The sequence below is a fragment of the Paenibacillus sp. FSL R5-0345 genome (assembly GCF_000758585.1).
Classification (GTDB): domain Bacteria; phylum Bacillota; class Bacilli; order Paenibacillales; family Paenibacillaceae; genus Paenibacillus_AQ.
On record NZ_CP009281.1, the window covers coordinates 4,858,708 to 4,879,533 of the forward strand.

Here is a 20,826-nt window from a genome sequence, read left to right on the forward strand (position 1 = left end):
TCTCCCAAATTAAAACGCCAAAACCACTACGGTTTTGACGTTTTATTGTTATACGTATACCAAGCTGTCTAGAATTTCTTGTACACTAAGTTCTGCGCAAGCCATTGATGTATCCGCAACTCCGTAATACATTTTGACGACATCGCCTTCCACAAGTGCACCGCAAGAGAATACAACATCTCCGAAGAATCCATTCTTCTCATAATCCGCTTCCGGCTCCATAATCGGAGCATTGGAACGCGCAATCACTTTCGAGGGATCATTTAGATCTAACAAGACTGCCCCCATGCAATAGCGATGTTCCAGTGTTGCCCCGTGATACAACTCCAGCCAACCTTTATCGGTCTTGAATGGAACCGCACCGCCGCCAATCCGGCCACTATCCCACATCCCGTCACGCAAACCGATCAGATGCTTATGATTGCCCCAATATAATAAATTGTCCGATTCTGCAATCCATATTTCAGGATTTCCCGTGCTTTTCGTCGTTGGACGGTGCAATGCATAATATTTGCCGTTAATTTTCTCTGGGAAAATCAATACGTCTTTATTATCCGGCCCAAAGATCATGCCGTGATGAGTTACATTCACGAAATCTTTAGTTGATACCAGCGATTCTCCAACGCCCACTGGGGAGACTGCCGAGAAATATATATAGTAGGTATCCGCAATTTGGGTTACGCGGGGATCTTCTACCCCGAAGGTTTCCAGTGAATTGGAAGGGTACACAAATGGCTTCTCATCCACCGTAAAATGATGTCCATCCTTACTTCGAGCAATTCGGATATAAGATAATGAAGTCAAGTACTGGAATGTAGCACTGGCGGATCTATTCTTGATCACACGCGGATCAGAGAAATCGAAACGCTCGTCATCCGTATTCAGATCCAAAATATCTAATTCATTGGTCTCCGGATTATAAATCGGAGCTTTCACAATTTTAGGGTCCTTACTGATTGGACGTTCTGCTACTCGAAGAAACATTAATATTTCACCATTATAGCTAGCGATACCGGCATTAAATGCACCGATCACTTCAAAGTCCTCGTGATACGGCTTGACGTCCGCCGGTGTAATCAGCGGATTTTGTTCATAACGATAGATTTTCATGTTGTAATAACTCCCTTAACCAAATGGATTTCATGCTATAAAATTTCAAATTGAGCAAATGGATCAGGGATTGTCGCACGTTGTGCTTCGGCATCGCTGATTCCTGCATATATGTGAGCTGTGCCGTCTTGATGACGTACGAGCCCGCCGCTGAATACGACATCTTCTAAATCAGGACGTTTGGCAACACCTGGCAAGAACTGATTGCGTACAGCGATTAATTGAATATCCGAATAATTACCTGTTTCCGGATCGATAGCGAATACCATGGGGTAGTAGTGACGATCACCCGCCTCATCAAAAGATGCGATATGCCCAAGGACACCGAGAAGCCCGTTCTTCAGCAAGTGTGCTTCATTCGCGCCGCCCCACTCTTCATCAACGAACTGCCCTTCCAACAACGGTGTTTCTTCGATCAACGGAATGGATAACGCCTCCAACGAGGCAATGCGGGTAAAACCGATTTTCCCGCGTCCTCCTTTATCTCCTTGAGGGCGGGTCAGCACTCCAATGCTATCTTTCAGGTCAACCAGCCGCAAATCTTTCATACCATCCGGACCAATAAAGAATAATTCTAAGCTAGCGATGTTCTTCCCGCGGTAGAATACTGTACGCCACATTAAGGCATCAGCTTTTACCGGATGCGGGTAAATTTGAACACCTCCAACAATTAATTCGCCATTGATTTTCGTAAAAAACGGATCTTGAAGTTTAAGAATAGGCGCTCCTTCACGAGGAGCCCACTGTCCATCACGCTCGACGAAAAAAACGACATTGGAATGCTCGCTGTCACGGGCTTCAACCCGACCTGCTATCACCCATTCACCTTCATCTTGGAAAGGTGCTGTAATGTTATAGACATCTTTGTGATCTACACCGGTGAAATTTAATTTCTGCGTATCTGTTACGAACACGTCTTTCATCGCGTATTCCATGAGCAATTGTTCACATGTTTTCACAGCAGTTTTGTGCAGCTTCATAATAATAACGATCCTCTCTAATCAAATAATAGCGGCTCGCACATCCATATTGCGGCTTCATTCGGCAATAAGGTGACCAAGTCTGTGCCGCTCACTGTCTCTCGGCGGCTTGATAATATACAGGCTGCTTGCCCATCCAACAACATACTAGGATCAATCTGTACGCTTTGCTTGTCAAAATTCAAAGCTACGAGTGCTCTAGTATTGAGTGCTTTCAACGTTCTTACATATAAAATAAGATTGCCTCTGCGTTCCAGCACGTCATAATCTCCGAACTGAAACACGTCCTGTGTATTGCGCAAGCGGAGAAGCTTTTTATAATAATGAAGTAATGAATTCGGTTGACTTGATTCGGACTGCACGTTTAATTGCTCATAATTTGGGCCCATGTCAATCCATGGTTTCCCTGAAGTAAACCCGCCCTGGGGACCTGCGTTCCATTGCATCGGAGAACGGGATGCATCTCTTCCCTTCGCATTCGCAATTTCCAAGGCTTCTGCCCGGGTAGCCCCCCGCTGTAGTGCAATTTCATATGCGTTTAATCCTTGGATATCCCGCATATCCTCCAGCTTATGGGCTACGAAATTCCGCATCCCAATCTCTTCACCGAAATATAGGAAAGGTACCCCTTTTGCGGTCAAGGCCAGCGTGGCCATCAGACGAGCCCGTTCCTCCTCAATCTCCGCATCTCCTTCGCCAAAACGCGAAATCACGCGATCCATATCATGACTGCCGAAGAATAACGTTGGAATCTGATCCTCACGGTGTACCTGCTCCATCGTCTTAAGCTCCGTGAATAAATTTTCTGGACTAAATTCCTTCTGGCTTCCCAAATTGAAATTAAAGACCACATCCAACTTACCCGCTCCGCTGTAATGCCTCAGCATGTCCATGTCTTCAGATCCGACCTCACCTACCATGAACATCCCGCTATGCGCATGAACAAACTCACTAATTTCCTCGATGGCCTCTATAATTCCATTTTGATTCTGGTCATGCACATTCTTTTGTTCACCCGTTAATTCATCCATCGGGTTATCCGGAAATTGATCGGACACCGACAAGAAGTTGATCACATCTAGCCGGAAACCGCTAACGCCTTTGCCTAGCCAATAAGCCATGACATCCTTCATCGCTTCTTTTACTTCCGGATTCGCCCAGTTCAAATCGACCTGTTCTTTCGCAAACCCATGATAGTAATACTGTTCCGTAGCAGCATCCCATTCCCACGCTGTTCCGCCAAAAAAAGACTCCCAGTTATTTGGAACCCCGCCGTTCACAGCGTCCTTCCAAATGTACCAATCCCGCTTCGGATTTGTTCTTGAGGATCGGGATTCCTTGAACCACGCATGCTCTGAAGACGTATGATTCAAGACAAGATCGGCAATCACTCTGATTCCGCGAGTCTTTGCTTCCTGAATAAAGCGTTCAAAGTCTTCCATCGTTCCATAATCCGGGTCAATCTGGTAATAATCCGCAATGTCATACCCGTTATCTACTTTTGGAGACTTATAGAACGGTGTAAGCCAGATGCCCCCGATTCCAAGATCCCTCAAATAATCCAGCTTGGAAGTAAGACCGTCGAAATCACCAATCCCATCTCCGTTACTGTCACAGAAGCTTGGCATATACACTTCATAGAATACCGCCTTTTTCCACCACGGCTGTTCCAATCGCTATCCCCTCCTGTGCTAGCCTATTTCAAGTTAAATTGCATACCTTCCTGGAATTTCTTGCCGAAGATGATGAACAAGATAATGATTGGCAAGGTGAGCATCACTGCACCGGCATACATCGGACCTGGATACGATTGATACGGACCAAACATCTGAGATAATAAAACGTTCAATGTTAACATGCCGTCACTTCGGACGACGATCATATCCCATAGGAGCTCTGTCCAACGTTCCATTAGCAGGAATAGGAATACAACGGTCGTAATGGACTTCGACATAGGCATCATAATCTTATACAGGATTTTGAAATCGGATGCCCCATCCAGCTTGGCGGCTTCAATGAAAGCGTCGGGTACCGCCTTAAAGAAGTTGGTGTACATGAAGATCCCCCATAAACTCATCGCCTTGGGAATAATGAGCGCCCAATACGTATCGAACAGTCCTACTTTTTGAATAATCAAAAAGTTAGGGATGATCAGAATGATTGCCGGGAAGAACATATGAAACAACACAAAATTGTTAATAGAGTCTCTCCCGCGAAATTTCAGCTTCGAGAGCGCATAAGCGACCATAATCGCGAACATCATCATTAAGGCTGTAGATATCAGGGAAACGAACACACTGTTAAAGAAGGCGTGAATCCATGGTCTTGTAATCCCGGTCTCACCACCTGTAAAGAGCCATTGATACGAGCGCAGCGTAAATTTCGTCGGTATCAGCTTCCGGTCTACCTGTGACCAATCTGCAAGTGAATTCAATACCATATATAAATAGGGGAATACCATAATCACGAGCAGTACGATCGCAATCAGATAGCGGATCGACAGCCGGAGCTTGATGTTTGAATTAGACCCAACCATTGCGCTTACCCCACATTTCCAGAATTTTTCGGATCACGAAGATGGATATAAATGTCGCAACCGCAGCCATAATAGCGATAGCTGATGCATAACCTGCCTGCAGGTTCTTAAATGCTTGACTGTATATTTCCATTTGCCATGTATTCGTTGCATAGTTTGGTCCGCCGCCTGTTAATTGGTAGACCTCAGTAAAGATACCGAATGTTGCACCAAAGGATAAAATTAAGGTTGTATAAATCGCAGGGTACAGCAAAGGCAAAGTAATTTTCCAGAATCTTTGGCTGTCCTTCACACCATCAATTGCCGCTGCTTCATATACTTCCTGATCAATACTTTCTAAACCTGAAGTAAGAATTAACGCATAGTAACCTGTAAATTTCCAAGCCATAATCATCGCAACGACGAATAATGCCGAAAAAGATCCGCCGAGCCAGTCAATATCAAGACCTAACCGTTCACGCAAGAACGTCTGAACAGGACTTGTATGTGACAAAAAACCTTTAACAATAAGGGATGCAACAACCCCTGAGGATAGATATGGTAAAAAGAATCCAATAAGAAATACGGATTTTAATTTAGGTAAGCCCTTTACAATTACCGCTACAAAAAGCGACATCGCTGTGACAATCGGTACAAACACGATCATAAATTTGTACGTTACCCAAAATGCCGATCTTACCCCTGGTGTGCCTAATGCTTTGGTAAAATTCTTGAATCCTACAAAATCATAAGTTGGTGAAATCAAGTCCCAGTTAGTAAAAGACAAATATAGAGACCAGATAAGCGGGCCCAAGAAAAAAACAGTCGAAAAAATAAGGTAAGGGCTGGCAAAAAGCCAGCCTAACCGATTATTATTTTTTTCAATCATTATTGAAGTTCCCCTTCAATCGCCTTCTTCATATTGTCCCAACCCGTTTTTGGATCAATCTCACCACGAACGATTTTGTTAAAGGCCTCTTGACCAATAAAGGTTTGCAATTCGTTGAATTTCGGATTGTCCATGGATGGAACAGCATTCGGGATTGCTTTTGCATACTCTTGCAATACAGGCGTTTTTTCAAATACTGGTTTAAATACTTCATTAGTACCTACATCATCACGTGCTGGAGGCAAGTTTGTTTCTTGGAAAAAGGCAACATCGTTTTGGTCATCTGAATATACCCACTTGATGAATTCTATTGCAGCAGCCTGTTGTTCTGGGCTTGCCGATGCATAGATAACAATCCCTTTAGCATCCGCAAATGTTTTAGCATTCGCTGGATCCATACCGTCAGGTACAGGAGGCAATGATACTTCAAAGTTCTCCTTGTACTGAAGCTCTGGATATTTCTCAGCCCATGTGCTGAATGTCCAAGGTCCTACATCCGTAAATACGCCCACGCCATTTTCAAAAGGTTCTGTTACATTCTGAGACAACAACCCTTTCTCCTTACGAAGATTGTCCACGAAAGTAAGAACGTCTACACCCGCTTTTTCATCGCCAACAAACTGGCTACCTTCAATGAATTTGTTGCCATCTGAAGCTGCATTGTACAGCATAAAGAAGTCGAACCATCTTTTCCAAGAGGTAGGGTCTGCTAAGTCAGGTTTCGCCCAAAGATATTTATCCGGGTATTTTGCTTTTAATTTTTTCGTTGCCTCAATCACTTCACTGTATGTTCTTGGAACTTCGTTCACACCAGCTTCTTTCAAGATATCCGTTCTCCATCCGAACAACATCGCATTCGAGTAGATCGGGAGAACATATTGATGACCATCCGCAAATTCCCAAGGCTCAATCGTTTTGGTCATATTACGTTTTGTGACAATATCACTGAAGCCTGCTATTGTATCCAAAGGAACTAACGCTTTACTGTTCGCAAGTTGTGCTGCAAAACCACGGCTAATATTCTCAGTCATCGTTGGAGCACTTCCACCCGCGATTGCAGCTTGGATACTCGCCTCAGAAGTAGGGGACTCCTTGATCGCACTTACATTGATTTTTACTTTAGGATTAACAGTCTCATACTCTTTGGCGATTTTTTGCCAATATGCTTGTTGAGTCGGGTTAGGTGCAGCCCAGAACTCAATAGTTGTTACTCCATCTGCTGAAGTGCCTGAATTACTACTCTTCGATCCACAACCGGCAAGAATCGTGAATACAAGCGTAAGTGACATTAATACTGCAAGCTTTTTCTTCATAAAATAAAACCTCCCTAAAGTATAGATGCACTTTCGTACAGCATTTAGTAATCTATAAATCAATTTTTGTAACGTTACAAAATTACTTAAAACGATGTTTTGTAAGCGTTACATTTGCTATTATTATAGTTTTAAGCGAAATTGTCAACCTGTTCTTCGATTATTTATACAATCGACACAATTACACATACTACTCATTAACTTTACAATAATATTTTGTAATGTTATAATAATTTAGAATTGTAATGTAGTTTTGCGGCATAATCTTTAGTATTATGAGAGACAGTATGGAAGAATATTCATTACACTTCTTATTAGAAAGGACGTATCTTCGCATGAAGGTGAAGGTAACTATGCAAGATATCGCCGATCGATTAAATATATCTAAGAACTCTGTTTCTCAGGCTCTGTCTGGTAAAGACGGTGTCAGCGAAGAAACAAGGCAATTAATTATCGATACAGCGAATGAGATGGGTTACATCTATTCGCGAGGGCGTAAAAGCACTGAAGAAGAAGTAGGAACCTTTGCCATCTTGGCATCGGAATTTGCATTTTCCAAACGCAACTTTTTTGGAGAAATTTATTTAAGCATTGAGAAGGAAGCAGCGAAGCGAAACAAGCGTATGGTTATTCAATCTATTGATAAGCATTCTTCTGAGAATTTAATCCTGCCTCCTATTTTATTGGATCAATCCGTTGAAGGGATCTTGATTCTGTCCCATATTACGAACCCTTATATTCAGGCAGTGACCAATACAGGTATTCCCACCGTGTTAATTGATCATCATCATCCTGATCTTATGGCCGACAGTATTCTCACTAATAATCGCTATGCCGCTTATACAGCGGTGCAGCATTTAATAGAATTGGGACATACTCATATTGGTTTTATCGGCAATATACAGTTCTCTCCCAGCTATTACGAGCGCCTGGAGGGTTATCGCCTGGCCTTATACCAGGCTGGAATTGAATACAACCCGATGTGGGTAATTGATCGTGTAACAGAAGAAATGGATGATGTATTCAACGCTGTACAAGCGCTCGATAAGCAGCCTACGGCATGGTTCTGTGTCAATGACGGATTTGGATTCTTGATCAATTCCGTTGTGTACAAGCTTGGGTATCGTATTCCCCAAGATGTATCCATTGTCAGCTTCGATAATGGACAATTGTCACGAATAACCACACCGTTGACTACAACGATGAATGTAGATTTGTCTTACTTTGGACGTAAAGCTGTTGAACAGCTCTTCTGGCGTATTGACCATCCTGATGAACCTTTTGTTGAAATTCTCCTTCCGTCTAATCTGATCGTTCGGGAATCCACACAACATCCAATTGGATAGAGATAATACATCAATCTAGTAAAAACGTATAAAATAAAAAACCTCACCCAAACCAATTCAAATGGGTGAGGTTTTTCAGATGCTTTGGAAGCGTGAGTGATAGAATATCTTAAGCAAGCAGAGAGTACAGCCATCACACAATAAAGCAGGACCCCTTCCTCGATTTTATTGAGGAAGGGGTCCTGCTAGTAGGTTATGAAGGAATCATTAATCGCTAAAAGCGAAACAATCAGAAAATCCGGAGACAAAAGCGGCTGGAAATTTGATTGCCTTCGGCTAATCTTTATAGCTGGAGATCAGCAATCCCAAACAGTTCACTTAAAGTCACGAATCGATAACCCTCGGCATCAAGCTCTTCCACCAATACCCGGACAGCTTCAATGGTTTGAGCTCGTTCGCCATACCCGTCATGAAACAAGAAAATGCTTCCGTTTTCGATGGTTGGTCTCGTATGGTCCAGAATAAAATCGACACCGGGCTGTTCCCAATCCTTGGCCTCACCGTTTACAGCGCCAATCGAATGGTATCCAAATTCTGCAGCAAGCATAAGAATATCATCGTTAACACCAAAAAAAGGTGGTCTAAAGTTCAATACATGCTTTCCCGTCACTTTACGAATCGTATCATCCGCCCGCTGTAATTCAGCTCTTGCTTCGTCTAAAGTCAGTGTTGTCAAATCAGGATGGGAGTAAGTATGATTGCCAATCTCATGTCCGGCCATATGAACCTGTGCTGCGATAGCCTCGTACATATTGAGCTCTTCACCGATCATAAAAAAAGTCGCTTTACCATTATGTTTATGGAAGATATCCAACAACTCTTTCGTATATAATGGATGTGGCCCATCGTCGAACGTAAAAGCGACTACCTTTTCCTGAGTTGGGACCTTATGAACTAATGATAATTTAGCCATTATATTACTCCTTCCGGTTCACATCCTATAAATGCTCATGTACATCCATTATTGCTGCGGTATAATGCCATGTCAACGCGCATCTAAGCGCACAATCCTTAATTGAGTGTCAACACGACCACGGACATCGGCGGCAGCGTTGCCAGTAAACCGTCGTCACTTACACTCGTAACGCCGTTAAATGACTGTGGCTTCACCCTCTCCGGTTGCCCAAATGTGTTGTGAGCATTCATATCGGTATGCGTCAGTACCCGGCCGCTAACATTCAACATCCCCCCCAACCCACGTAACCCTAGAGATACATCTACTTGGTGATGGGGGTCGATGTTACATAGGCTGATGTCGATCGTTCCGTTAGGCCGCTTCGATGCCGATGCACTGACTTGCGGAAGCGATTCATCGCCCACACGGTATTCGCCAATCTCCAGGTGAATCGCGAGCGCCTCTGCATCCTGGTGCACCTTAAACATTTCGAACACGTGATAGGTTGGCGTCAGCAACATCTTATCACCTTCCGTTAGAATCATCGCCTGTAGCACGTTGACTGTCTGGGCAATGTTCGCCATGTGGACACGGTCGCAATGACGGTGGAAGACGTGGAAATGCAGTCCCGCAACAAGCGCATCACGCAGCGTATTCTGCTGGTACAAGAAGCCAGGATTTGTACCCGGTTCTACTTGGAACCAGGTACCCCACTCGTCGACAATTAAGCCCACACGTTTCTTCGGATCGTGTTGATCCATGATCGCCGTGTGTCGGGTAATGAGCTCGTCCATGTGGAGCGCGAGCTGCATGGTCTCGAACCATTCCGCTTCATCAAAGCCAGTCGCCGGCCGCTTGATCTCAAATCCTCCAGGCACCGTGTAGTTGTGCAGACTGAGACCATCCATAAGTCCACCGGCTTCACGTATTAACGTCTCCGTCCAGTGGTAATCATCAACGTTAGCACCGCCAGCGATCTTATAGACTTGATTATGTCCGTAATTACGGACATACGTTTGGAAACGGCGGTATTCGTCGGCGTAGTACTCCGCCCGCATGTTGCCTCCACAACCCCAATTCTCATTTCCGACGCCAAAATATTTGAGCTTCCAAGGCTTCTCCCGGCCATTAGCCTTCCGCCATTTGGCCATAGGTGATTCGCCATCAAAGGTCATATACTCCACCCACTCCTGCATCTCCTGAACGGTGCCACTGCCAACATTTCCGCAGATATAAGGCTCCGTGTCCAGCAGTTCACAAAGGTCGAAGAATTCATGGGTACCGAAGTGATTGTTCTCCACAACACCTCCCCAGTTCGTATTAACCATATGCTTGCGCGCCTCACGTGGACCAACGCCATCCTTCCAGTGATACTCATCAGCATAGCACCCGCCCGGCCATCTGAGCACCGGTATGCTAAGACCTCGCAGCGCCTCTAGAACATCATTCCGAATACCACGGGTATTAGGAATCGGCGAATCCTCGCCTACCCAGATTCCTTCGTAGATACAACGTCCAAGATGCTCGGCGAAATGCCCATAAATATGACGACTGATCGTACCGCACGACTGATCAGTGTTGACAGTAATAGTAGCATTCATTAAAAGATCCCCCTTCTATTTTTCAACCCTTATCCCTTGATTGCGCCTGCGATCATACTCTTCTGTACCTGTTTGTTGAGCAACAAGTAGATTACAATCGTTGGAATCGTAGCAATCATGAGCCCCGCCCCAATAATCCCCCACTGTGTGATGTAGGTCCCCACCATGGACATCATACCCACTGTTAAAGTCTGATAGAGTGAGTCATTGATAAACGTAGTCGCAAACATCAGCTCGTTCCAACAAGATAGGAATGTAAATATCGCAACCGTTGCAATAGCAGGACTTATAAGCGGCAACATAATGGAAAAGAACGTTCTGTAAATGCCGCATCCATCAATGACCGCTGATTCTTCCAATTCACGGGGAAGTCCCTTAAAGAAGCTACTGACGATGAACACGGCCAAAGGGATACCGAAAGCAACATAAGGAATAATCAAGGACCAATAAGTATTCAGCAAATGTAAGTTCTTCAGGACCATAAACAGCGGCAGCAGGGCCGCATGAATCGGCACCATCATCCCTAGGAGGATCAGGGTCATCGTTAATTCACTGAATTTCCAGTTCATCCTCGCGACGGCATAACCAGTCATAGAAGCAAGAATCAGTACCAGAATAATGGATACAGACGTTACCAACACGCTGTTAAAAAAATAAGTTAATACATTACCGTCTGATAAGGCTTTAACATAGTTGCTCCAGAGAAATTCCTTAGGAAGGCCTACGACATCACCACTGAATATTTCACTATTATCTTTAAGCGAGAAAAATGCCAGCCAGATAAGGGGATAAATTTGTACGATTGCCACAATGATTAGAAACACTTGCAGTAGTATTTTCCCAAAATAATTCGACCTTTTTCGCAACACCACTTTTGCAGTACTCACTTTTCTCACCTCTATTCAGTCTTAAAAAATTTATTAATAACTACTGTAAACACTAAACATTCCAGAATTATGAAAACAGATACCGCACTACCATATCCATATCTGTAAGTGTCAAAAATAGTTGTATACATCAACGTGCTCGGTACTTCAGTGGAGAATAAAGGACCTCCGCCCGTCAATACATAAATTAGATCGAATACCTTAAAGGCACCAATGACTGAAAAGACAAGACATACTTTCAGAATAGGCCTCATTAGTGGAATGGTAATGGAGAATGCAGTTCTTATACGGGAAGCTCCGTCAATTTTTGCTGCTTCGAGAATATCTTGTGAAACGGACTTTGCCCCAGCATACATCAGTAACATATGATAGCCGACATACTGCCAAAGCGTTGGAATAAAGGACGCCACAAGGGCGGTATCTTTTTTACCAAGCCAATCTTGTGCCAGATTTGAAAGACCCACGCTTTCCAGTAACCAATTCAAAAGTCCGTAATCCGCATTATAAATTTTGGACCACAGTTGCGCGATTACAACGGTTGAGATAAGCACTGGAATGAAGTATATTGCACGATAAAATCCTTCACCCTTGACCGAAGAGGCCAATATAAGAGCAAGTAAAAGCGATATAGGCAACTGAATGAAAATTGATGCTGCCGCGAACAGCATAGAATTTTTTATGGAATTTAATGCTCGTGAGTCTGTGAACATTTCCACATAATTGTCTAGTCCGATAAACGTACCTTTACCGATGCCATTCCAATCTAATAAACTATAGTAACTGGAGATAAAGATCGGAACTAATACAATGGAACAAAATATGAGGAGGGTAGGCAGGACAAATATAGCAATGGCCCTCTTGTTCGAAAATACAGAGTTCATCAGGGTTCTCCTCTCAAAAATGTGGCCAGAGACAGTCTCTGACCACATCTCGCTTCATTTTTTTCACAGATCAGAGGCTTAATTCCGTTGGTTTAAGCTGTGCCATCTGTTTACAGAATTCATCAGGAGTGATGTCTCCTGCCAAGAGTTGCGCGATTAAGTTCTTGTGAGCTTCCGCAGAATCAGCCGGGAGAATATTGTCCCACCATGCAATAAAAGAAGTTGCTGTTTTCATAATATCTGCTGCTGATTTATCAAGTGTGGACAGACCAGAAGTATCAAGAGCGTCAATGTTCCAGCTAGGAAGCCCTGCTCCGGCAAGGAAGCCTTGTGTACCGAGCTGCTCGCTTAGATACATAAGAAACTCAACGGCTTCTTTGGGTTGCTTCGTGGTATTGCTGACATAAAAGCCATCCACCGCTCCTCCGAAAATTTCAGTACTCTTTCCCTTACCGTCTTCAAATACCGGGAATGGAATCACCTTGACCTTGCCTTTGACGGCCGAGGATGGATCTTCGATACCTGCATTTACCCAGTTGGCTTGAAACATCATAGCCCCTTGTCCTGCATTAAACGCTCCAAGCATTTCATCATAGCTCATGCTGAACATACTGCTATTGAAGAAGCCTGTTTTTCCAAGTTCCTGCATTTTAGTAGCTGCAGCAACGAAATCTGGTGAATTCCATTTGGAAGGATCCTTAAATGCCTCAATAACAGCATCATTTCCTGCCTGGCGCATCGCAATCATATCGTACCAATACATACCGGGCCAGCGGTCCTTCTCTCCAATGAGAGCCGGGGTGATCCCCGCTGCCTTTAGTTTCTCTCCCGCATCGAGCAGCTCTGAATAGGTTGTCGGAATTTTGGCTCCTGCTTTATCGAACAACTCCGTATTTACAAAAAGATTAGCGATATGGGTATAGACAGGCAGTGTATAGATTTTTCCATCAACCTCGATAGCTTCAGACATACCTGGAGCCATCTTCGATTTAATTTCGTCCGTTAAATAGCTGCTAATTTCAAGCACATTGCCGGATTCGATATAAGGCTGCATGAAGCTGCCTCCGCCCATTCCATAAAAAATGTCAGGTGCTTCACCTGCGGCAAGTGAAGTCTTAATTTTGGTTTTATACTGCTCGCCAGTCGTTCCTGATCGTACAACTTGAATTTCTGGATGCTCTTTGTTCCACTTCTCAACGATTTCCGGCAATAATTTTGCAGATGGATCAGTATTACCTACGGATTGGTCCCATAATGTCAACTTAACACTTCCACTTTTAGACTGAGTTCCTCCAGATGATTCGGATGAACATGCAGTTACACTGCCTACGATTCCTATAGCCAACGTTATGCTCATCGTCTTTCTTAATAACGCTTTCATCAATAAACCCCCCAAATGAAATTTGTTCTTTCTAGTATTAGTTTAGGGAAGATACCATGATAACTCCATTCAAAATACCAACATGTACCTTTCATTATTCGAACATATCCTCTTAATCATTTACCGTTTCTGTACTGATTCATCGACATCCCCGTAAATCTCTTAAACAAGATGCTAAAATAGTGCGCATCCTTGATTCCAACCTGCTCACCAACCTCGTATCCTTTTAAATCCGTATTCTTCAGCAGGCTTTCCGCCTTTTTCATACGCATGTTCGTAAGATACTCCACAAAGGTCTGCCCTGTTTCTTTCTTCATAAGTCGTCCCAAATGACCTGGACTGACGAAGAAAGTCCCAGCTGTACTAGCTAATCCTAGTTTGGGATCATCCAAATTCTTCTCGAGATACTCTTTCACCTGACTGATGAGGTCCCCTTCTTTTGTTTGGTTTTTTGAATATATAATTCTTGATACGTGTAGGACATAACTCTCCAATAGGTTCATTAATTCCGGTAAATTGTCTGCTGTGAGAATAGAGACCCATGTTTCTTTATTGGACACTTCTTCATCCTCGACCTGTTGCTCTATCGCGGCACGTTGGCATTCATTGATCACATCCATCGCTGCTAGACGAAACTGAGCTATACTGGAGAAAGCAACATCAAAGATCTGCGTTAGACTTTGAATTGCCTGCTCGCCCGAACCGACGCTGATGTAGAACTGCAGCTGCTGAAGACGATCTGGATTCGACTGGTAATGTGCCTCCCTGTTTCCTACAATATCCTCGAAGCAAACAACCTGATTATTTCCAACAAAGACCTTGTATTGCACCGCACGACATGCTTCCTGATATCCAAGGTGCGCTTCTTCTATATGTATACGTTTGCGCCCGATCCCGATGTTAACATAGCATTTGTAGGATTCGCACAGATTGGTTATAAGTGATTCACAATCGCTGACAAGATTCGTAGCTTGGTTAAATGAAATGACTACAATTTGGTTTCGAGTATCTGTTAAAATAATCACTTGATTGTCGTTCTGGAAGAACGATTCCACTTTGTATCTGCATTCCATTCCCAAGAGAATCAACTGTTCTTCTGATTGCTTCACGGATGATGAGGTAATTTCTAAAATGGCGATTTGAAAGGCCTCTTTGCTTAGGAACACCGGCAGTTTAAAATAGTCCGCTTTTTCATGAATCTCTTCTTTGGAAAGATCGCCCTTTAACCACTGATATAAATATTTTTCTCTGAGATATGGAAAATTCCGCTCTAAATCTTCTTTCAATCTCTCTAATTCCTTATCTCTCGTACGCTCCTCGTATATTTTATTTTTCAGCTTATCAATCACATTGAGCAGATCTGAAGCACGAATCGGTTTTAGAATGAAATCAGAAATTCCCATTTTGATGCTCTGATGTGCATATTCAAATTCGTCATGACCTGTAACGATAACAATTTTTATATCCGGATACTTTGCTAAAACTTCCCTGCTAAACTCAATTCCGTTGATAGAGGGCATATAAATATCCGTAAAAATAATGTCCGGTCTCTGTTCATCCACCATATCCAAAGCTTCGAGTGCATTGGAAGCTTCTCCTATAATAGTCAGGCCTTGCTTTTCCCAGTCAATACGCATCCTAAGCAGGTTCCTTATCAAATATTCATCATCAACAATCAAAACCTTTAATTTTTCCATTGCGTTTCTATCCCTTCGGTATAATTATCGTTATTGTCATCCCTTTTCCTAATTCGCTTTCGATTTTAATACAGTTTTTATTTCCATAAAAAATACGCAAGCGCTCCATAGTTCCCCATAATCCAAAGCTCTTTAATTGATCCTTTCTTTCAAGAATTTGCATAATCTCTTCTTCCAACATCCCAACACCATCATCAGATATGGATATTCTCACTTCATCTTTCATACTTCGCGCGCTGATTGTAATCGTTCCTCTCGTTCCTTTAGGCCGAATACCATGATAAAGCGCATTTTCAACCAATGGTTGTATAACCAGCTTGGGTATAGGATATTGAAGGCAGTCTTCATCCACGTCGAACTGAGCCTCAAAGACATCCTGATAACGTATATTTTGGATTTTCAAATAATTACGAACCATTTCAATCTCTTCACCGACCGTGATAACGTCTAAGCCCTTGCTGACACTCATACGATAATAGTTTCCCAATGCCTCAATCATTTCACATAGCTGATCGTTTAATCCAGACAACGCCAACGAAGTAATGGAGTCCAGCGTGTTATATAAAAAATGCGGTTTGATCTGGGATTGCAGTGTATTCAATTCAGCTTTACGAATCATCTTCTGCTCTTCGACGATTCGGGTCAGAAGCTGATCCATTTCCTCAATCATGTGATTATAACCGTTAAACAACTGTTCGAATTCATAAATATTGCGTTCTACTTTTACTTTCATAAAATTACCCCTAGGAGCTTTGTTCATGGATCGGAGGAGCTTATGTATCGGATTAATAATACTGCGCGAAATGATGAAGGAACTAAAAAAGAAAATACTTCCGTTGATAATCAATAGAAGCAATGCCAAGAGTACAAGCGATTTATTCCGCGAATCAATCGTATTGTAGGGTGTAATACTTACAAATTTCCAATTAAATTCTCCACCTGAGAGATAAGAGAATCTATACTTCTGTGAACCAGAATTCAATGTAAGAGATCCTGAGTTGCTTTTCTGAAATTGTTGTTCCAGGCTCTCTCTGTTTGTCATAAGGATCTCTTTATAGACTGCATTATGTTGATCTTGGGTGGAATCGGATACGATGATATGATTATTTTCATCTAAAATAGCAATCTCAAAGGAACTCTGATTCAGCAGATTGGAATACGCCTGTACAAAGGCGTCGTCTTTGATATTAATGACCAACACCCCTAGGGGAGAAGTGTTATCAATATCCCGAATTAATCGTATAAAAGATACGAAATTTTCATCGGCTCCCATTCTTGAAAAAGCTCCGCTGCCATTTAATCTTAGAATATATTTCCCTTTATTACTTACAACTTGCTCATACCATGAGGCATCCTTTATGTCCGCTTCCATAAAAGTTGGTAATTCCTGTGTTCCGACGGAAAAACGATGCCCCGTATTGTCGAAAATATTAACAGAATCAATTATAGGAACCGCTTGCATAAGATTATACAAATAGGCGCTAACTTTAGATTGTGTATCCAGATTGGAATACACCCCTCCCTGCCTTAACAAGTTTTGCAGATTACGATCGGAAAATATCATTTTAGAGTAATTGTTTACGTTTTCAATCATTAAATCAACGTTTGTCTGTATAGAAGTAATCGTTTGCAAAGAAGCCTCGTTAATTTTCTTTTGGGCTGAATTAGTAGATATTTGATTCAACACCCCATAACTGAAACCCACCGTAAGCAAAATGACCAAAAAATAAGCGAATGGTATTTTAAATGCTAATTTTTTTGAGTTAGTGTAAATTAGAGACTTTATACTTCTTATAATCCGTACCATCAACGTTCGATCCTCCATTTGTATACCGTAATCTATCATTACTATTCTCCTAGCACCGATAAAAGCAATAATATAACATATATTTATCCGGAGCTAGCACTAACTCATACTGTATAATCTTACACAGAGTAAGCTCTAGCGGTTCGAATGGGAGGTCCTGCATTGCAGACAATATCCAGGCAATCGTTGTTCTGTAATTCTTCATGAACAAAGGAGAAATTTACGATATCATTTATTTGTCCTAGCATATTGCTTAGAAAGCTTCCGAATCTCCGCTTGAAATTAGTACACCCATCGTACAACAAAGAAGCCCCTTCCTCGGATTATCGAGAAAGGGGCACTGCTAATAGGAAATGACGGGCTCCATTGACCGCATTTCTAATATAACTTTTCTTGAAAATAACATAGAAGTAGAGTTGCAAAGAGACCACTTGGAACAGCAGGAGCATAGCGACCGCCTAGTTAGCTTTCCGTAAGAAGGAAAGCTTGCTTCGAAAGCTTCCATCGAATAGGTGAAATTTTGTGGATGCTTTGGAAGCGTGCGTGTTAGAAGCTCATACTACCAATAGCCTCGGATGCCGGTCTGCATGCGGATCAATGCTTCTAAATAATAATAATCTCCCCAAATCATATGACCATCAGGCACGCGTCCGCCTCTGACATGATAGGACCCATGCTTTAGAAGTCCCTCCGCCTCTGGATCTTCAGATGTCTCATAATGTTCCACCAGAGATTTCATGCTGCGGAGTAATGCCTCTTCATAAATAGCGCGGTCCGGGTCATCTGCGTCCAGAATGTCCAGCAGTTCCAAGAGGCCGGAAGCCGCGATCGCAGAAGCTGAGCTGTCACGAGGGGTCCCCCCTTCCACAGGCACATCGAAATCCCAATAAGCTACACTATCCTCCGGAAGATGGCTTATAAAATAATGAGCCAGATTTTTGGAAGTAATAAGAAAATCCTCATTCTGCGTATAGCGATACGCCAGCGCAAAACCGTATATTCCCCAGGCTTGACCACGAGTCCAGGTCGATCCATCTTCATACCCTTGATGAGTTCCTCCACGAATCGCACTCCCCGTAGCCGGATCAAAGTAAAAAGTATGATAAGAGGAATCATCTCCGCGCACAAGAAATTTTCGGCTCTTTAACGCATGCTGAAGGGCTATATCATAGTAGCGATTGTCCCCCGTTTCCTCCGCAGCCCAGAACAGCAGAGGCAAATTCATCAAACAGTCAATAATGATACGCCCCCCGTTCTCAGGATCACTCTCTAGACCCCAAGCCTGGAGGATTCCAGCTGTTTCACGCCAGCGTTTACACAACGTATCTGCAGCCTGCAGACCGACAGCCCGCGCCGCTTCACTGCCTGTTATTTTCCACTCCGCTACTGCAGTTAGTGAATACAAAAAGCCAATATCATGATGATCTAAGGCGATGTGCTGATCCAAACGATTCTTGAAGTCCCCTAGCCATGAGGCTGCCGCCTCCTTAAAGAATGAATCTTTACCATATTCGTAGGCAAGCCACATCATGCCCACATAGAATCCCTCTATCCAATCATCATTGTCTCCCCATTCGTACTGTTGCCCCTCGGCGATATGGGGCAATTTGCCCGGATGGTTAGTAATGTTACTCCCAATTTTGTGAATCGCATCCTCAATGGCCTTAGTCCACATCTTTGTTGCTCCTTTCCAATAAATCAACAGTATGCAAAAGTGCATCGTTACTAGGATCGTATACAGCAATCCTTCCGTCTGACTGCCACTGAATAAGCGGCGGCGAAGCCAGACTAGCCTGATTCTCCGGAGTATTCGTTGCTCCAAAGACAGCAGATATCAGTACTTGATCTCCCGGCTCCAGTCTGGAGCATAAGCTTGGAAGAAACGTCCGCGGCTTCAGCAGATTGGTATTCGGCTCAGGCACTACACATTCCCCACGGTCAAAACCGCTTAGCATATGTATGGCACTGATTCCCCAGGGCAATTGCACCGAGACAGCAGTGTTAGATACATGAATGATTTCCCGTTCACTACGGGTGAAGCCGGCAGACTGGCCAATGGCAAATCCACCCTCCGCTACGTCGAGACACCGGGCGCTGTGAATGCTGTGAATACGGACATGCCACAGACCTGCTGAAATAATCCATGTCTCTACATGTACATCGCTCCAGGGATGCCAGCGTGAATATACATAATTCTCTCCAATTTCCCACGTCTCGCAGAATCTGCGTACCCGGTAATATTCATCGCATTCACACAGCGCTAGTGTGGAGTCATAAGCACCTTGAACTAAGCCATAACCCGCCTTCGGCACACTGAAGCCGAACAGCGTGGAGTAAGCAAACTTGGAATATTTAGCCCCACTATGGGCCATATCAAAGTTAGCCATCTGACCAGAGGTATAGGCAATAACATGCTTATTCCCTTCCGGACGGCTCACCAGCATACGTGCCTCTTCGAGTGGCAATAGCTCTTTCAATACAGGCAGTGGTTCTTCTTCCGCTTGCCAAAAAGGATGATCATCTGGCAAGGCAAGAATAAGCATAGCTTTAAAGGCCCAATACGGTGATCCGGGGGCGTTGTAGTTCTCTGTCATTACTAGGTTCGGATACGCATATCCGATACTTAGAAGTCCGTCTATTCCCACAATAGGTTTATCAAACCACCAACGAAAATGACGCATTATAATTCCTTTGAGAACGCCATATGAAAAAGGAAGTACATCGGCATATACCAGCGCACTCCAGAAAGAGACCTGTGCAAAATGATAGGTCAGACTACGTCCGAAAGGAATTGCACTTCCGTCCTCAGCAAACCAATAAATAAACTCTTTGGCAAATTGCGCGGATCTTTCCCGGTAAACTGCAGCCCTCTGAGGATCTTCATCCGCCATCAATTTAGCATATATCAACGTATAATAGTGCATAGCAAAAGCAATATAATAGTCCCTCTGATCGGTCAGCCCATCGGAATACCAACCATCACTCAAGTAGTAGGTATCAATCTTGTCCAAATAATCATCCATTATCTCTTGATCGTAGGGTAACCCAAGCTTCTTAAAGCCCACATTCACAAGTACCGTGAACATTAGCCAGTTATTCGGGTTAGATCGATCGACATGGTTGATCTGATTCAACCAGTTATATACATGCATTTTCTGTGTATCATTCAATGGCTCCCACATCTTATGTGGTGCAAGAGCAAGCCCCAGTCCTAGTACAGCTTGCTCAACCATTCGCTGATCTTTAGTCGAGAATTCACCCCAATATTCATCATGCTCTGGGTCTGTCCCGTTGATGATCCCCTCGAGGAACATCGGCCAAAGTACACTTTCACCGCCGCCGCTAGCATGGGGGACAAGCCCCCATAAAGGACGGGCAAAGGCTTCCATAAGCGCGGTAGCTTCATTGTAAATAGATCCTGTAGCCCCCATCTCAATTCCTGCACATCCAGCAGTAAATCGACTCTCTAGCGGAGCATATAGATCATTTAGGAACATCTGTAATTCCTTTTTAGTACCCTTCAT

General features: G+C 43.4%; 16 protein-coding genes. 1 reads left to right on the forward strand and 15 read right to left on the reverse strand.

The features are described 5' to 3' along the window. Positions 1 to 48: 48 nt before the first annotated feature. Genes R50345_RS21620 through R50345_RS21645 form a run of 6 tightly spaced genes read right to left on the reverse strand, consistent with a single transcriptional unit; the run spans position 49 to position 6,807 of the window. Positions 49 to 1,110 carry a BtaManbiosPhlase gene (locus R50345_RS21620; protein ID WP_042130012.1) on the reverse strand — a complete coding sequence of 354 codons (1,062 nt, stop codon included), beginning with the start codon at positions 1,108 to 1,110 and terminating at the stop codon, positions 49 to 51. A gap of 35 nt (positions 1,111 to 1,145) precedes the next feature. Continuing rightward, positions 1,146 to 2,090 (reverse strand): MTP-1 family protein, encoded by a 945-nt coding sequence (locus tag R50345_RS21625; protein ID WP_042130014.1) that lies wholly within the window; start codon positions 2,088 to 2,090, stop codon positions 1,146 to 1,148. Positions 2,091 to 2,107: 17 nt separating this feature from the next. Next, positions 2,108 to 3,763: an alpha-glucosidase gene (locus tag R50345_RS21630; protein WP_042130015.1), complete on the reverse strand. Its 1,656-nt coding sequence runs from the start codon at positions 3,761 to 3,763 to the stop codon at positions 2,108 to 2,110. Between the two features lie 23 nt (positions 3,764 to 3,786). Then, positions 3,787 to 4,626, reverse strand: a complete 840-nt coding sequence (locus R50345_RS21635) for a carbohydrate ABC transporter permease (RefSeq protein WP_042130016.1) — start codon at positions 4,624 to 4,626, stop codon at positions 3,787 to 3,789. After that, positions 4,613 to 5,491 (reverse strand): carbohydrate ABC transporter permease, encoded by an 879-nt coding sequence (locus R50345_RS21640; RefSeq protein ID WP_231574293.1) that lies wholly within the window; start codon positions 5,489 to 5,491, stop codon positions 4,613 to 4,615. Before R50345_RS21640 ends, R50345_RS21635 begins: the two co-directional genes overlap by 14 nt. A 2-nt stretch (positions 5,492 to 5,493) precedes the next feature. Further along, positions 5,494 to 6,807 carry an ABC transporter substrate-binding protein gene (locus tag R50345_RS21645; protein ID WP_042130019.1) on the reverse strand — a complete coding sequence of 438 codons (1,314 nt, stop codon included), beginning with the start codon at positions 6,805 to 6,807 and terminating at the stop codon, positions 5,494 to 5,496. 335 nt (positions 6,808 to 7,142) lie between these two features. Here R50345_RS21645 and R50345_RS21650 point away from each other — a divergent pair, with 335 nt between their 5' ends. Further along, the gene (locus R50345_RS21650) at positions 7,143 to 8,153 is read left to right on the forward strand and encodes a LacI family DNA-binding transcriptional regulator (protein ID WP_042132358.1); all 1,011 of its coding nucleotides are present in this window, start codon (positions 7,143 to 7,145) and stop codon (positions 8,151 to 8,153) included. A gap of 283 nt (positions 8,154 to 8,436) precedes the next feature. Here R50345_RS21650 and R50345_RS21655 read toward each other — a convergent pair whose 3' ends face one another. The 9 genes from R50345_RS21655 to R50345_RS21695 form a co-directional block, all read right to left on the reverse strand. Continuing rightward, positions 8,437 to 9,066: a polysaccharide deacetylase family protein gene (locus R50345_RS21655; RefSeq protein ID WP_042130021.1), complete on the reverse strand. Its 630-nt coding sequence runs from the start codon at positions 9,064 to 9,066 to the stop codon at positions 8,437 to 8,439. A gap of 98 nt (positions 9,067 to 9,164) precedes the next feature. Beyond that, the gene (locus tag R50345_RS21660; RefSeq protein ID WP_042130023.1) at positions 9,165 to 10,649 is read right to left on the reverse strand and encodes an alpha-N-arabinofuranosidase; all 1,485 of its coding nucleotides are present in this window, start codon (positions 10,647 to 10,649) and stop codon (positions 9,165 to 9,167) included. A gap of 29 nt (positions 10,650 to 10,678) precedes the next feature. Then, a complete protein-coding gene (locus R50345_RS21665) occupies positions 10,679 to 11,536 on the reverse strand; it encodes a carbohydrate ABC transporter permease (RefSeq protein ID WP_081954147.1) in 858 nt (285 codons plus the stop codon). An 11-nt stretch (positions 11,537 to 11,547) separates the two neighbouring features. Then, on the reverse strand, positions 11,548 to 12,417 hold the full coding sequence (locus R50345_RS21670) for a carbohydrate ABC transporter permease (RefSeq protein WP_042130024.1): 870 nt from the start codon (positions 12,415 to 12,417) through the stop codon (positions 11,548 to 11,550). A gap of 70 nt (positions 12,418 to 12,487) precedes the next feature. Beyond that, on the reverse strand, positions 12,488 to 13,798 hold the full coding sequence (locus R50345_RS21675) for an extracellular solute-binding protein (protein WP_042130025.1): 1,311 nt from the start codon (positions 13,796 to 13,798) through the stop codon (positions 12,488 to 12,490). A gap of 116 nt (positions 13,799 to 13,914) precedes the next feature. Then, the gene (locus tag R50345_RS21680) at positions 13,915 to 15,495 is read right to left on the reverse strand and encodes a response regulator (RefSeq protein WP_042130028.1); all 1,581 of its coding nucleotides are present in this window, start codon (positions 15,493 to 15,495) and stop codon (positions 13,915 to 13,917) included. A 7-nt stretch (positions 15,496 to 15,502) separates the two neighbouring features. Further along, on the reverse strand, positions 15,503 to 17,200 hold the full coding sequence (locus tag R50345_RS21685; protein ID WP_231574294.1) for a sensor histidine kinase: 1,698 nt from the start codon (positions 17,198 to 17,200) through the stop codon (positions 15,503 to 15,505). A 661-nt stretch (positions 17,201 to 17,861) separates the two neighbouring features. Beyond that, on the reverse strand, positions 17,862 to 18,977 hold the full coding sequence (locus R50345_RS21690) for a glycoside hydrolase family 88 protein (protein ID WP_042130030.1): 1,116 nt from the start codon (positions 18,975 to 18,977) through the stop codon (positions 17,862 to 17,864). Beyond that, complete coding sequence (locus tag R50345_RS21695) at positions 18,967 to 20,826, reverse strand: DUF2264 domain-containing protein (RefSeq protein WP_042132360.1); 1,860 nt, start codon at positions 20,824 to 20,826, stop codon at positions 18,967 to 18,969. The genes R50345_RS21690 and R50345_RS21695 overlap by 11 nt, the downstream gene beginning before the upstream one ends.